Source organism: Dermacoccus sp. CCH2-D9, assembly GCF_001556795.1.
Lineage (GTDB): Bacteria > Actinomycetota > Actinomycetes > Actinomycetales > Dermatophilaceae > Dermacoccus > Dermacoccus nishinomiyaensis.
In genome coordinates this window covers 28,286-41,534 of sequence record NZ_LSJT01000096.1, presented here as the reverse complement: position 1 = coordinate 41,534, position 13,249 = coordinate 28,286, and the positions used below count along the sequence as shown (strand labels likewise).

Annotated in this window: 15 protein-coding genes; 8 read left to right on the top strand and 7 right to left on the bottom strand. The window is 69.7% G+C overall.

The features are described from left to right. Positions 1 to 28: 28 nt before the first annotated feature. The 3 genes from AX669_RS08395 to AX669_RS08385 are packed head-to-tail and all read right to left on the bottom strand — an operon-like array spanning position 29 to position 1,943. Positions 29 to 1,294, bottom strand: a complete 1,266-nt coding sequence (locus AX669_RS08395; RefSeq protein ID WP_369815077.1) for a deoxyguanosinetriphosphate triphosphohydrolase — start codon at positions 1,292 to 1,294, stop codon at positions 29 to 31. After that, positions 1,252 to 1,665 (bottom strand): DUF3806 domain-containing protein, encoded by a 414-nt coding sequence (locus AX669_RS13920; RefSeq protein WP_006944331.1) that lies wholly within the window; start codon positions 1,663 to 1,665, stop codon positions 1,252 to 1,254. The genes AX669_RS08395 and AX669_RS13920 overlap by 43 nt, the downstream gene beginning before the upstream one ends. Next, entirely contained in the window at positions 1,665 to 1,943 is a 279-nt protein-coding gene (locus AX669_RS08385; RefSeq protein WP_040014394.1) for a DUF2277 domain-containing protein, read from the bottom strand. The genes AX669_RS13920 and AX669_RS08385 overlap by 1 nt, the downstream gene beginning before the upstream one ends. Before the next feature lie 80 nt (positions 1,944 to 2,023). On the opposite strand from AX669_RS08385, the gene AX669_RS08380 reads away from it, so the two are divergent. Next, a complete protein-coding gene (locus AX669_RS08380) occupies positions 2,024 to 2,878 on the top strand; it encodes a sulfurtransferase (RefSeq protein WP_062257807.1) in 855 nt (284 codons plus the stop codon). Positions 2,879 to 2,993: 115 nt separating this feature from the next. On the opposite strand, the gene mqo is transcribed toward AX669_RS08380, so the two are convergent. Both mqo and dusB read right to left on the bottom strand, forming a co-directional pair. After that, the gene (gene mqo / locus AX669_RS08375; protein ID WP_062257847.1) at positions 2,994 to 4,490 is read right to left on the bottom strand and encodes a malate dehydrogenase (quinone); all 1,497 of its coding nucleotides are present in this window, start codon (positions 4,488 to 4,490) and stop codon (positions 2,994 to 2,996) included. A 154-nt stretch (positions 4,491 to 4,644) separates the two neighbouring features. Further along, positions 4,645 to 5,877: a tRNA dihydrouridine synthase DusB gene (gene dusB, locus AX669_RS08370; protein WP_062257805.1), complete on the bottom strand. Its 1,233-nt coding sequence runs from the start codon at positions 5,875 to 5,877 to the stop codon at positions 4,645 to 4,647. Positions 5,878 to 5,961: 84 nt separating this feature from the next. Here dusB and AX669_RS08365 point away from each other — a divergent pair, with 84 nt between their 5' ends. The 5 genes from AX669_RS08365 (at position 5,962) to AX669_RS08345 (ending at position 9,665) form a co-directional block, all read left to right on the top strand. Continuing rightward, on the top strand, positions 5,962 to 6,279 hold the full coding sequence (locus AX669_RS08365) for a DUF6703 family protein (protein WP_006944183.1): 318 nt from the start codon (positions 5,962 to 5,964) through the stop codon (positions 6,277 to 6,279). 46 nt (positions 6,280 to 6,325) lie between these two features. Next, positions 6,326 to 7,267: a metal ABC transporter substrate-binding protein gene (locus tag AX669_RS08360; RefSeq protein WP_038568656.1), complete on the top strand. Its 942-nt coding sequence runs from the start codon at positions 6,326 to 6,328 to the stop codon at positions 7,265 to 7,267. Beyond that, entirely contained in the window at positions 7,264 to 8,112 is an 849-nt protein-coding gene (locus tag AX669_RS08355; RefSeq protein WP_038568658.1) for a metal ABC transporter ATP-binding protein, read from the top strand. The genes AX669_RS08360 and AX669_RS08355 overlap by 4 nt, the downstream gene beginning before the upstream one ends. Positions 8,113 to 8,186: 74 nt before the next feature. After that, positions 8,187 to 9,188, top strand: a complete 1,002-nt coding sequence (locus AX669_RS08350) for a metal ABC transporter permease (protein WP_062257803.1) — start codon at positions 8,187 to 8,189, stop codon at positions 9,186 to 9,188. A 45-nt stretch (positions 9,189 to 9,233) separates the two neighbouring features. Beyond that, complete coding sequence (locus AX669_RS08345) at positions 9,234 to 9,665, top strand: Fur family transcriptional regulator (RefSeq protein ID WP_062257801.1); 432 nt, start codon at positions 9,234 to 9,236, stop codon at positions 9,663 to 9,665. Positions 9,666 to 9,951: 286 nt separating this feature from the next. Here the strand turns inward: AX669_RS08345 and AX669_RS08340 are convergent, their stop codons facing one another. Both AX669_RS08340 and recO read right to left on the bottom strand, forming a co-directional pair. Then, positions 9,952 to 10,881, bottom strand: coding sequence for an isoprenyl transferase (locus AX669_RS08340; protein WP_369815076.1), 930 nt, complete (start codon positions 10,879 to 10,881; stop codon positions 9,952 to 9,954). A gap of 57 nt (positions 10,882 to 10,938) precedes the next feature. Next, entirely contained in the window at positions 10,939 to 11,748 is an 810-nt protein-coding gene (gene recO / locus AX669_RS08335) for a DNA repair protein RecO (protein ID WP_062257798.1), read from the bottom strand. Positions 11,749 to 11,975: 227 nt separating this feature from the next. Between recO and AX669_RS08330 the strand changes: the two genes are divergently transcribed. Both AX669_RS08330 and AX669_RS08325 read left to right on the top strand, forming a co-directional pair. Continuing rightward, positions 11,976 to 12,617 (top strand): alpha-ketoglutarate-dependent dioxygenase AlkB, encoded by a 642-nt coding sequence (locus tag AX669_RS08330; RefSeq protein WP_038568664.1) that lies wholly within the window; start codon positions 11,976 to 11,978, stop codon positions 12,615 to 12,617. A gap of 103 nt (positions 12,618 to 12,720) precedes the next feature. Beyond that, the gene (locus AX669_RS08325; protein ID WP_062257796.1) at positions 12,721 to 13,209 is read left to right on the top strand and encodes a DUF4186 domain-containing protein; all 489 of its coding nucleotides are present in this window, start codon (positions 12,721 to 12,723) and stop codon (positions 13,207 to 13,209) included. The last annotated feature ends 40 nt before the right edge of the window (positions 13,210 to 13,249 follow it).

Here is a 13,249-nt window from a genome sequence, read left to right as displayed (position 1 = left end):
CGCGGCCACCGACAACCCCATCCGATCGTCACGACGGGGCGTGCGCCGCCTCCGCGAGCGCTCGCCCGTCCGTCAACGACGCGACCTGGTCGATGACGACGCGGAGCACGCCGGCATCGTCGGCCGCGGCGCGCGCGTCGTCGAGAAAAGGTACGTCCATGCGCTCGGGATCAGCGACGAGACGGGCGACGAGTGACTCGACGACCTCGCGCTGCACCCGGTGCTGCGCCTCGCGTGCCTGCGTGAACATGACGAAGTGCGCCGACATTCCCTTGAGGACCGCGACCTGTGCACGCACGTCGTCGGGCACGACGAGCACAGCGTCGTACCGCGCGAGCGGCTGGTGGCCGTACGCGGCGCGCGTGGCGTCCTCGGGTGCCGCTGCGAAACGGCCGATGAGCTTGCTCGTCATGTCCTTCAACGCCGCCAGATCGCGGCGCGAACCGACGAACGATGCCGGCAGGTCGTCGTGCAGCAGGGCGTCGAAGGCCTCCGCGAGCGCGTCATCACTCAGATCGGGCGCGTACCGGGCGCGCGCCGCGGCGATGACGCCGGCACGCTCAGCCGGCGAGCGCAACGCCCGCAACTCCAGCGCACCGGCCGCGACGGCGTCCTCGATGTCATGGACGCTGTAGGCGACGTCGTCGGCCCAGTCCATGACTTGCGCCTCGAGGCACGTGCGTGCCGGCGCCTCGGTGCGCACGAACGCGAAGACGTCCGCGTCGTCTTCGTAGACACCGAACTTCGTGGTGCCCGCCGGGCCCTCGCCACGGCGCCACGGGTACTTCGTCGCCGCATCCAGCGTCGCGCGCGTGAGATTGAGCCCGACGGAGCGCCCTCCCGAGGTGTGCCGCTTCGCCTCGAGGCGCGTCAGCAGCCGGAAGGTCTGCGCGTTGCCCTCGAACCCGCCGATGTCGGCCGCGAGCGCGTCGAGCACGCTCTCGCCGAAGTGCCCGAACGGCGGGTGGCCGATGTCGTGCGCGAGACATGCGGCGTCGACGACGTCCGAGTTGCAACCGAGCGCGTCCGCGAGTTCGCGCCCGATCTGCGCGACCTCGAGCGAGTGCGTCAACCGGTTGCGCACGAAGTCGTCCGTCCCGGCCTGCCACACCTGCGTCTTCGTCGACAGCCTCCGCAGCGAGGCGCTGTGCACGATGCGCGCTCGATCGCGCGCGAAGTCGTCACGATCACTGCGCTTGCGGGTGCGATCCTCCGCGACGAAGCGCTCCCGATCGCGCGCCGCGTACGTGCTCAGCGAAGCACCTCGAGCTGCGTGCGTAGGTCGCGTGCCCAGTCGGCGAGCCAGTCGCGCTGCATCTCGTTCCAGGCATCGGCGACGAAGTCGCTCGGGAACATGATGCTCGACTCGTCCGGCAGCGACAGCCCGATGTCGCGGCCCTCGGCGTCCGTGATGACCCGCCACTCGAGCACCGTCTCCAGGGTCAACCACTGCCCCAGCGCGAAGCCGATCATCGCGACGAACGGCGTCGGATCCTCGCGCTCGGTCTCGTCCTGCGCGATGACCCGGTCGACGTAACTCTCGTACGCCGCGTCGATCGTCGCGACGTCGGTGACGTCTATGTTCCAGCGCGCCGCGTCATCGAGCCAGCCGTCGAGAACGGTCTGCTCGGCCTCGCCGACGGGTTCGACGATGATGTCGGCCATCAGCTCGCCACCGCCGCGTAGCGCTGCGCCGCGCGGGCGCGCGCCTTGCTCGCCTCGACCTCGCGGTCCTTGGGCGGCGCGCTCGTCACGAGAGAGTCGATCAGCTCGCGCGAGGCCTGCGCGATGACGTCGACGGCGCGCTCGTAGGCGGCTTCGTTGGCGCTCGACGGCTTGGCCGAGCCGCCGATCTTGCGCACGTACTGCAGGGCTGCGGCACGCACCTCCTCGTCAGTCGCGGGGGGCGCGAAGTTGTTGAGCGGGCGGATGTTGCGGCACATGCCTAAAGCGTGCCACACGACGCCGACAACAGCCGTCGCATCGGGCGCCACGCCGGGCCCCGGCTCGCTACGCTGACAGCATGACGCACCTGCCGCACCCGCTCGTGTCAGCTCACCGACTCGCCGCACGCCTAGAAGCCGGCGAACGCTTCCACCTGCTCGACGTGCGGTGGGCGCTCGGGCAGCCCTCGATGCACGAGGCGTACCTGCACGCACACCTGCCCGGCGCCTGCTGGGTTGAGTTCGAGGACGCCCTCAGCGACGCGGTCAGCGACGACGGCGCGGGCGGGCGTCATCCGATGCCGTCGCTCGATCGGTTCCAGGACGCGATGCGCGCCGCCGGCGTCCGCAACGATGTGCCCGTCGTTGTCTACGACGCCGCGAACGGCCTCGCCGCGGCCCGCTGCTGGTGGTTGCTGCGCTATTTCGGCAAGCTCGACGTGCAGGTGCTCGACGGCGGTCTCGCCGCGTGGAAGCAGGCCGGCGGGGCGCTCGAGGGGGGCGATCCGACGCCAACGCAACGCGGTGACTTGATCGCGACGCCCCGCCACCTCACTCTCGTCGATGCCGACGGCGCGGAGGAGCTCGCCGCGCGTCACCTGCTCGTCGACGCCCGCCCCGCCGACCGCTTCGCCGGCCAGAACGAGACGATCGACCCGGTCGCCGGGCACATCCCCGGCGCCGTCAACATCCCGGCGCTGAGCAACATCGGCGCCGACGGCTGCTTTCTCACGAGCGACGACCTCGCCACGCGCTTCACCGCGCGTGGCATCCCACGTCATGAACGCGTCGGGGTCTACTGCGGCTCCGGCGTGCAGGCCGCGCATCTCGCGCTCGCGCTCGAGGTGAGCGGCGTGTTCGACGACCCGGCGGTCTACATCGGGTCGTGGTCGGACTGGATCAGCGACCCCGAACGACCCGTCGAACGCGACTGAACCGAGCCGTCGCGCCCCTCGGCGATCTCGCACCCTTCGCTGCCCCACCCGTGACAGACGCGAACGGCCGGCCCCCGCTCGTGCAGGGGCCGGCCGTTCGTCGTGTCAGCGTGGGTCAGCCGCGCTTGGGCAGACCCAGCTTCGTGTCAGCCTCGGCCTCGAGTTCGAGCGCGCGGTGGGGGTCGCTCGCAACGTCGGTGCCGAGCATCGGGATGACGCTGCGCAGCTCGTTCTCCCAACGCTCCCATTCGTCCTTGAACGACGAACGCAGGATGTCGAGCGCGATCGGGACGGCGGTCGACGCACCCGGCGACGCGCCGAGCACACCCGCGATCGTGCCGTTCGCGGAGGTGATCACCTCGGTGCCGAACTGCAGCGTGCCCTTCGTGCCCGAGCTGGGCTTGATGATCTGCGCGCGCTGGCCGGCGGTGAACAGCTTCCAGTCGTCCGAGACGGCCGTCGGCGCGAAGTCGTGCAACGCCTCGATGCGCTTGGCCTGGTTCGCGAGCAGATCCTGCGCGAGCACCTTCGTCAGGCCGAGGTTCTCAAGGCCGGCGGTCGCGATCGGCAGCACGTTGTCGGTGCGCAGCGACTGGAAGAGGTCGAGAACCGAGCCCTCCTTGAGGAACTTCGGCACGAGACCGGCGAACGGGCCGAACAGCGCGGTGCGCTGGCCGTCAATGATGCGTGCGTCGAGGTGCGGCATCGACATGGGCGGCGCGCCCTCGGCGGCCTTGCCGTACACCTTCGTCTGGTGCTTGGCGGTGACGGCCGGGTTCTCGGTCGACAGGAACGTGCCGGAGACGGGGAACAAACCGTAGCCCTTCACCTCGGGCACCCCGGCCTTGCGCAGCAGCTTGAGCGTGTAACCGCCCGCGCCGAGCATGAGCACCTTGGTGCGCACGACGCGCGTCGCGCCGTCCCGCAGGTTCTTGACGGTGACGTTCCACGAGCCGTCGGCATTGCGCTCGATGTCGGTGACCTCGTGCTTGAGCTCGAGTGCGCCGCCGCGGGCGACGAAGTCCTCGAACAGCTGACGGGTGACGGCGCCGAAGTCGACGTCGGTGCCGCTCGGGGCGTAGGTCGCGGCGATCTTCTCACCGGCCGGGCGGCCCTCGATGAGCAGCGGCGACCACTGCTCGATCTGGCCGTAGTCCTCCGAGTGCTCCATGTCGTGGAAGAACGGGTGCTCGCTCATGAGGCGGAAGCGCTCGCGCAGGAACTTCTGGTTCGCATCGCCGCGCACGAACGCCATGTGCGGCGTGTTGTTGATGAACGTCGACGGCTCACGCATCGCGCCCTCGGTGACGAGGGAACCCCAGAACGTCTTCGTCGTGAGGAACTGGCCGTTGATCGCAATGGCCTTCGAGATGTTGACGCTGCCGTCGGCCGCCTCGGGCGTGTAGTTGAGCTCGCACAGCGCGGCGTGGCCGGTGCCCGCGTTGTTCCAGCCGTTCGAGCTCTCGAGGGCGACCTCGTCGAGACGTTCGAAGACGGTGAGCGACCACTCGGGGTGCACCCGCTGGATCATGGCACCGAGCGTCGCGCTGACGATGCCGCCGCCGACGAGCAGGACGTCGACGGAATCGGATGCGCTCTTCGCGCCCTCCACGTTGTTCACCACATGCCCCTTACGCGCTGATGTGTCGTGTTGCTGGCGCGCCGCATCGCGACGCTTTGTTCTCCACGGTAGTCCTCCTCGACGCCGAGCGTGCAACGGGGCGATGAACTACCGGGGTGATGTGATCCGTGACACGCCTGACGTGTCAGCCTCCGGAGTTCTCCGCCTCCGCCTCGGCCACCCAGGCGGCCTGTTCGGCGGTGAGCTCCTGCGTGTCGAGCCACCCGTCGGGCAGGACGACGCGTCGCTCGCTGCCCGCGCGACCGCGCGGCCCGTCCGCCGCAGCGCCGGGCCACGGGGCGTCGAGGTCGAGCCCGGCGAAGAGGTCGTCGAGCGCGGCGAGGGAGTCGACGAGCGCGAGCTGATGGCGCAGCTGCGAGCCGACCGGAAAGCCCTTGAAGTACCAGGCGATGTGCTTGCGGATGTCGCGGCAGCCCTTGAGCTCGTCGTCGTAGAACTCGACGAGGTACTCCGCGTGGCGGCGCAACGTCGCGCAGACCTCACCGAGCGTCGGGTCGACGCGGGCGTCGGAACCGGCGAAGGCCGCGGCGAGGTCGGTGAACAGCCAGGGCCGTCCGAGGCAGCCGCGCCCGACGACGACGCCGTCGCAGCCTGTCTCGGCGACCATGCGCATGGCGTCCTCGGCCGACCAGATGTCACCGTTTCCGAGCACCGGGATGCTCGTCACGGTCTCCTTGAGGGTGCGGATCGCCGACCAGTCCGCGTGGCCCGAGTACGCCTGTGCGGCCGTGCGGGCGTGCAGCGCGACGGCCGCGACGCCCTCACCCTCGGCGATGCGCGCCGCCTCGAGGTAGGTGAGGTGATCGGTGTCGATGCCCTTACGCATCTTGACGGTGACGGGGATGTCGTACGGGCTCGCCTCGCGCACGACGGCGCTGACGATGCCGCGGAACAGCTCGGTCTTCCATGGCAGCGCGGAACCGCCGCCCTTGCGCGTCACCTTGGGCACCGGGCAGCCGAAGTTGAGGTCGATGTGGTCCGCACGGCCCTCCGAGGCGAGGATGCGCGCCGCCTTGCCGGCGTTGAGCGGGTCGGTGCAGTAGAGCTGGATGGAGCGCGGGTTCTCGTCGGGGTCGGTCTCGATGAGCTTCATCGTGAGCGGAACGCGCTCGACGAGAGCGCGCGAGGTGATCATCTCGCTGACGTAGAGCGACGTCGCGCCGCTCGCACCCGCGGCGACGGAGCCGTCATCGCCGTACTGACGACACAGGCGCCGGAACGCACGGTTGGTGATGCCCGCCATCGGCGCGAGTACGACGGGCGAGGTGATGGTGTGCCGTCCGATCTGCAGCGGCGGCAGCGCCGACGGGTCGCGCACGAGCGCACCGGGTGCGGGAGGGGCTTCGAGAACAGTCATCGCCTTTCAGTGTCCCACTCGCGCGCAAGGCTGGCGACATGACGACTGGAGCAGCACCCGGCCCGCGCCCACTACCCTGGTGCCGTGTCACGCAACGAACCACGACCCGAAGTCTCCGTCAGCACGAGCCGCGCGAAGGCCATGCACGCCTCCGACCCGGCGATCGGGGCGCTGGCGCGCCTGCCGCAGTGGGTCATCCTCGCTGTCCTCGCCGTCCTCATGATCGTCGGCATCGCGGTGCGCGGCGTCGTCGGAGCCGTCGCGTTCGGCCTCGTCACCGCCTTCCTCGCCTGGCTGCTGTACCTGTCGTGGCAGCAGCTGCGCCCGCTCGACCGCCTCGCGCGCGCCGCCGTCATCGTGCTGACGCTGGGCGTGACGATCGTGCTGGCGTTCCCGAGGTAACCCCATGTTTTGACAATGATTCTCACTTTGAGTGAGAATCATTGTCATGTTCATGCGTCGCTCGTTCACCGTTGCTCTCACCGCCGCCCTGGGGCTCGGCGTCACCGCCTGCGGCTCCGAGAACGGGCGCACCGACGACGGCCGCGTCCAGACACTGGCGAGCTTCTATCCGATGCAGTACGCGCTCGAACGCATCGGCGGACCAGACGTCACCGTCAAGAACCTGACGAAGGCCGGCCAGGAGCCGCACGACGTCGAGCTCACGCCCCGCCAGGTCGCCTCCGTCGCGGACGCCCGCCTCATCGTCTACGCGAAGGGCTTCCAGGCCAGCGTCGACGACGCCGTCGCCTCGAGCGCCAAGGCCGGGCGCGCACTCGACGTCTCGCCGCAGGCCGACCTCGACCTCACAGCCGAAGAGGAGGGCCACCATGACGAGAGCGAGCACGAGCACGCTTCCCATGCCGGCGGTTCCGACCCGCACTTCTGGCTCGACCCGGTGCGCTACAAGGCCGTCGTCCAGGCGATCGGTGACCGGCTCGCCAAGGACGACCCCGAGCACGCCGACGGATACCACACGCGCACCGCGTCACTCGTCAAGGATCTCGATGCCCTCGATGCCGAGTACCGTGGCGGCCTCGCTCACTGCACGAACCGGACGATCGTGACCGGCCACGAGGCGTTCGCCTACCTCGCGGCACGATATGGGCTGACGCAGCGCGGCGCGTCGGGTGTCTCCCCCGAGGCCGAGCCGACGCCGGCGCAGCTGTCGTCGATCAGCGATTACGTGAAGAAGAACAAGGTGACGACGATCTACGCTGAGACCCTCGTCTCGCCGAAGGTGGCTCAGACCATCGCCTCCCAGACCGGCGCCCGCGTCGACGTCCTCGACCCGATCGAAGGGTTGACGGACGCGAGCAAGGGCAGCGACTACCTCGCCGTGATGAGATCCAACCTCGCCACATTGAAGAAGGGCCAGGGCTGCTCGTGAGCGTCTCCCCCATCCTGCGACTGCGCGACGCCGCGTTCGGCTACGACGGCCGCGCGGTCGTCAGCGGTGTCTCGCTCGAGGTGAACCCCGGCGAGATCATCGCGGTTCTCGGGCCGAACGGCTCCGGCAAGTCGACGCTGATGCGCGGCATCCTCGGCCTCAACGACCACGTCAGCGGGCAGGTCGAGCTGTTCGGCACGCCCGCATCTTCGTTCAAGGCGCGCACGCGCATCGGCTACGTGCCGCAGCGGCACACGCTGTCGGCGTCGGTGCGCGCGACGGTGGAAGAGGTCGTCGAGGTGGGTCGCCTGCCGCACCGGCCCTGGTACCGACGCGCGGACGCCGAGGATCGCCGGCTCGTCACCGCGGCCCTCGCCGAGGTCGGGCTCGCCGATCGCTCCCGCGACGACGTCGCCACCCTCTCCGGGGGTCAGCACCGACGCGTCCTCATCGCCCGCGCGCTGGCCGCGCAGCCCGACATCCTCGTCATGGACGAGCCGACGGCCGGCGTCGACACCGCCAGTCAGGAGGTACTCGCCGAGGTGCTCGAGCGCCTCGCCGCGAGTGGCGTGACGATGATCATCGTCACGCACGAGATCGAGGCGCTGCACGGCATCGTCACGCGCATCGTCGAGGTCGCGCACGGCGCCGTGACGTTCGACGGACCGCCCGCGCGCTACGGCGAGCGCGTCAGCGCGTCGCTCGGTGGGGTGTCGCTCGGCGGCCACGACCACCACGCCGAGGACCTGCCGCACCACGCGCCGGGCTACGCGCGCGGACCCTTCGACGACGCCAGGTTCGCGCCCGATCACGGGCGATTCAGGGAGGGGGATCGTCGTGGCTGAGTCGCTCGCTACGTGTTCTGATGGGGCGCCCGTGCGTCCCGTCGCTCCCTTCCACGCTCTGATCGGAGGCCACCGTGGGTGACCTGTTCGTCCTCGAGGCGATGCGATACGCGTTCGTCGCCGCGCTGCTCGTCGGGGCGGCCGCGCCGTCCGTCGGGGTGTTCCTCGTGCAACGACGGCTGTCGCTCATCGGTGACGGCATCGGCCACGTCGCGCTCGCCGGCGTCGCGATCGGGGTGCTCCTGCACGCCTCGCCGATCCTGACGGCGCTCATCGCGGCCGTCGTCGCGGCGTGCATCATCGAGTTCATCCGCCTGCGCGGGACGACGAACGCCGACGTCGCCCTCGCCGTCATGTTCTACGGCGGTATCGCGGCGGGCGTCGTACTGCTCTCACGCGCCGACAACGCGGGGCAGACGTCGATCAGTCAGTACCTGTTCGGCTCGATCCTCACGACGACGAGCGACCAGCTGTGGCAGTTCGGCGCGCTCGCCCTCGTCGCCGTCGGCGCGACGACGGTGCTGCGCAAGCGCCTGTTCGCCGTCGCCAACGACGAGGAGTACGCGCGGGCCGTGGGGCTGCCCGTCGTGCCGCTCAATCTGCTGCTGTCGATTCTGACGTCGGTGACGGTCGTGTTGTCGATGCGCGTCATCGGCCTGTTGCTCATCTCGGCGCTCATGATCCTGCCCAACGCGACGGGCCAGCTGATCGGTCGTAGCTTCCGTCAGACGACGGCCGCAGCCGTCGTCGTGGGCTGCCTCAGCGGTGCGCTGGGCGTCACCAGCGCGTACTACCTCGACACCCCGCCCGGCGGTACCGTCGTGCTCGCGGCGATCGCGCTGTTCCTGCTCGCGTCGTTCGTGGCGATGACCGTGCACGCCGTGCGCGCTCGTCAGGCGCGACGGGTGGCGCACCACGCGCACGAGCACCGGCAGGGCTGCGGGCACCCGTCCGTCCCTCACGGCGACCACGTCGACTACCTTCACGACGGTGAGTTCCACGCGCCGCACGGCGACCACTGGGACGACCACCGACCCGCCGTCGAGACCTCGAAAGGCACGCATGATGCGGTGTGACAGCGCAGGACGCTTCGAGCTTCGACGAGTCTGGACGGATGTCCGATGAGTGCGCGCAAACCGACACGCCAGCAGCGCGCCGTCGCCGAGAGGCTCGACGGCTGCGGCGAGTTCTGCTCCGCGCAGGATCTGCACGCGAAGCTGCGCGCCGACGGTGAGACGATCGGCCTCGCAACGGTGTACCGCACCCTGCAGGCGCTCGCCGGGGACGGCACCGTCGACGTGCTGCGCACCGACGACGGTGAAGCCGTCTACCGCAGCTGCTCCCCCACGCACCACCATCACCTCGTGTGCCGACGGTGCGGACGCACCGTCGAGGTCGAGGGCCCGACGGTCGAACGCTGGGCCTCCGGCATCGCCGCCGAGCACGGCTTCACCGCCGTCAGCCACCAGCTCGAGATCTTCGGGCTGTGTCGCGCGTGCAGTCACGACGCCGCCGCTGCCTCTGCTTCCGCCCCCTCTGACGCGGGGCCTTGAGTCGCCCGAAGCGTTGCGGCGGGTTCTCCCGTCAGGACCGCACCGAATGTCTCGACGGCACTGACCCTGCCGCATGGCGACGGCGCAAACACCTCACGAAGGCGCCGTCTCCACCGTGTCACGGCGGCTCTAACGCGTCACGGCGGCACTGAATACCATGACGGCACTGCCCCGGACTCCGGTCTCGAGGGGTGAATCAGGCGACTCGGCCGGCATCTGACACCACTGCGAACTGCGTCCCTCTCTGCGCTTTTCGTCGACCTTCGTAAATCGCAGGGGGGCCGGGTCAGTCGATGAGGCCGTCGTCCTCGTAGATGCCGCCGCCGTCAGCGTCGGGGTCCCCCATGAGCACCGGGTCGTAGGACGGCTTGGGCTTCGACGGCGCCCGAGCTGCCGCCGCAGCGTCGTCCGCAGCCTGCTGAGCGGCGACGGCGTCGACGGCTCCGCCATAGCGACGGTCGCGCCGGGCGTAGATGTCGACGGCCTCCCACAGCTTGCGACGGTCGAAGTCGGGCCACAGCGTGTCGAGGAAGACCATCTCGGCGTAGGCGCTCTGCCATAGCTGGAAGTTGCTCGTCCGCTGCTCGCCGGAGCTGCGCACGAACAGGTCGACGTCCGGCAGGCCCGGCGCGTAGAGGTAGCTCTGGATCGTCTTCTCGGTGATCTTCTTCGGGTTCAACCGGCCGGCCGCGACGTCGTCAGCGAGCGAGCGTGTGGCATCGACGAGCTCTGCGCGCCCGCCGTAGTTGACGCACATCTGCAGGGTGCAGACGGTGTTGTTCGTCGTCCGCTCCTGGGCGACTTCGAGCTCGCGCACGACAGAACGCCACAGCCGCGGCTTGCGCCCTGACCAGATGACGCGCACGCCCCACGAGTCGAGCAGGTCGACGCGACGACGGATCGTGTCGCGGTTGAAGCCCATGAGGAAGCGCACCTCCTCCGGCGAACGGCGCCAGTTCTCCGTCGAGAACGCGTAGGCGCTGATGTTCTTGACGCCGAGTTCGATGCAGCCGGCGACGACGTCGATCAGCATCGCCTCACCCGCCTCGTGGCCCTTCGTGCGCGGCAGACCGCGCTCGTTGGCCCAACGCCCGTTGCCGTCCATGACCATCGCGATGTGCTGCGGCACCAGCTCAGCAGGAATCGCGGGCGGCGTGGCGCCGCTGGGGTGCGGGTCGGGTGAGATCGGCACGGGCGTCGTCCTTCGGGTCGTGATTCTTGTCGTCGTGCTGCGTGACGTAGGTGTCCCCGACGTCTCGGTGAGGACAGTCTCTCAGGACGCCGGGGGCACGTCGTGCGTCGCAGGCTCGGCGGGTGTCGCGGGTGGGGTCGAGCGAGCGACGACGGTGTAGTCGCCGCGATCGACGTGCCTGAGCGAGCGCACGCCGTGTTCGAGGTGCCATTGGACGTATGCGGCGATGAGGTTGCTCGACTGTCGACGCGCGTCGTCGCTCGTCGCGGCGACGGCGATCCAGTCGCCGCGCAGCAGGGCGTCCATGAGGACGAACGTCTCGGGCATCGGCGCGGTCGATCCGGGCGGGCGGCACTGCGGGCAGACGGCGCCACCGACGGCGAGGTTGAACGCACGCTGCGGGCCGGGGTCGCCGCAGCCGGCGCAGTCGATGAAGCTCGGCGTCCACCCGGCCGTCGCGACGGAACGCACGAGGTAGGCGTCGAGCACGAGATGTGCGGGGATCTGACGCTGCGCGAGCGCTGCGAGCGCCCCGGCGAGAAGGTTGAAGTGGGCCACGACGCGGTCGGAATCCTCGCAGAGCCGGTCTGCCGTCTCGAGCATCGCGGCACACGCGGTGTAGGAGGGATAGTCCTGCGCGATGGCGTCGCCGTAGGAGGCGAGGAGGTCGACCTGAGTGACGACGTCGAGGTTGCGCCCCTCGTGCAGCTGGATGTCGACGACCATGCCCGGCTCGAGACGCGCCCCGAACTTCGACTTCGTCTTGCGCACGCCCTTCGCGACGGCGCGCTTCTTGCCGCGATTGCGCGTCAGCATCGTGATGATGCGATCGGCCTCCCCCAGCTTGTGGGTGCGCAGCACGATGGCGGCGTCACGGTAGAGGGGAGGCATGTCTCCATTGTCTCGCGGTTGCCTGCGTCAGCAATAGCGGGCCCGCGTCTCGTCCGCTGACGGCGCAACTCGCCGGGCGGATGCGTCCCCAGGCATGCCTCAGCCGCCGACATGCGTTCTGCTCCCCCACCCCCGCCGTTTCCCCCTGCGTCCAACTGCACCCGGGTGCATCTGGGCGCAAAGGGCGGGGCTGGACGAGTCAGGACAAGAGGCGCATAATCGAACACATGTTCGCAGGTCTACAGGGGTCGCTGCTCGACCAGGTCGAGGAGGTCGGCGTGCGTCCGCTCGTAGGCGCCGTCCGTCGCACCGAGCTGACGCGCGGGGCCTGGGTCGACCTGCGCCCCGGCTTCATCACCGGCGCTGACGAGTTGTTCAGCCGCCTCATGCTCGGTGGCAGCGCGGGCGTCGACTGGCAGGGCGAGCGTCGCGTCATGTGGGACAAGGAGGTCACCACGCCCCGCTTGCTGCGCTTCTACCGCGGCGACGAACGCTGGCCCGACCCCGTGATGCGCGACGCCCAACGCGCGCTGAGCGACCATTACGCCCCCGAACTCGGCGAGCCGTTCACCACCGCCGGCATGTGCCTCTACCGTGACGGCCGTGATTCCGTCGCGTGGCACGGCGACAAGGAGGGCCGCTCGAGCACGAAGGACACGATGATCGCCATCGTCTCGATCGGCTCGCCGCGCACACTGGCGCTTCGCCCCGTCGGTGGCGGGCAGAGCCTGCGCTTCCAGATCGGCCACGGCGACCTGCTCGTCATGGGTGGCTCTTGTCAACGGACCTGGGAGCATGCCGTTCCGAAGACGACGAAGTCCGTCGGGCCTCGCATCAGCATCCAGTTCCGGCCCTACGACGTGAGATGAGATTCAACCCCGTGACGCATGCCGTCAGCCTGCAGCCGAGGGGCGTGGGACCACAGGACGCGCCCACGGCGCCCGCGCCTCGACGACCTGGGGAGCAGTAGCCATGCCCGACCCACGGCCCCGTTCTTCGACGCCCACTCTTGCGACCCGCAGTGTCGAAACCCTTGACGGCGCGCTCGACCGGATCGGGCGATCATCGTTCAGGGCGAAGTTCCATCTCAGCCCGGCCGATGCGCGGTACGCGCGCGATCGGGGGCGTCGCGAGATCGAAACCCATGCCGCGCGCTTCATCGGCGAGCGCCTCGCCGCTGCCAATCCCGACAACGACGGCCGGCAGACCCCGATGCGCGGCCATCCGGTCTTCCTGGCTCAACACGCGACGGCGACCTGTTGCCGCGGATGCCTCGCGAAGCACCACGGCATCGTCAAGCACCACCCGCTGACAGACGAGCATCAGGTCTACGTCGTCGCCGTCATCATGCGCTGGATCGAGCGAGAGTTGCGACGCCTCCCCCACGATTCCTGTCGCGCTCCGCTGCCCCCGTCCAAGCATCGGCGACCGGGCATGTCATCGGATGCGGCGCTCTTGTGAGCGCTCCCCGCGGTATGTCGCACAACGCCCGTCACCCTGA

Excerpts from the sequence above, each read along its gene's own strand:
- AX669_RS13920 (WP_006944331.1), bottom strand. The coding sequence starts at position 1,665 with ATGGCCGACATCATCGTCGAACCCGTCGGCGAGGCCGAGCAGACCGTT.
- AX669_RS08385 (WP_040014394.1), bottom strand. The coding sequence starts at position 1,943 with ATGTGCCGCAACATCCGCCCGCTCAACAACTTCGCGCCCCCCGCGACT.
- AX669_RS08380 (WP_062257807.1), top strand. The coding sequence starts at position 2,024 with ATGACGCACCTGCCGCACCCGCTCGTGTCAGCTCACCGACTCGCCGCA.
- dusB (WP_062257805.1), bottom strand. The coding sequence starts at position 5,877 with ATGACTGTTCTCGAAGCCCCTCCCGCACCCGGTGCGCTCGTGCGCGAC.
- AX669_RS08360 (WP_038568656.1), top strand. The coding sequence starts at position 6,326 with ATGTTCATGCGTCGCTCGTTCACCGTTGCTCTCACCGCCGCCCTGGGG.
- AX669_RS08345 (WP_062257801.1), top strand. The coding sequence starts at position 9,234 with ATGAGTGCGCGCAAACCGACACGCCAGCAGCGCGCCGTCGCCGAGAGG.
- recO (WP_062257798.1), bottom strand. The coding sequence starts at position 11,748 with ATGCCTCCCCTCTACCGTGACGCCGCCATCGTGCTGCGCACCCACAAG.
- AX669_RS08330 (WP_038568664.1), top strand. The coding sequence starts at position 11,976 with ATGTTCGCAGGTCTACAGGGGTCGCTGCTCGACCAGGTCGAGGAGGTC.
- AX669_RS08325 (WP_062257796.1), top strand. The coding sequence starts at position 12,721 with ATGCCCGACCCACGGCCCCGTTCTTCGACGCCCACTCTTGCGACCCGC.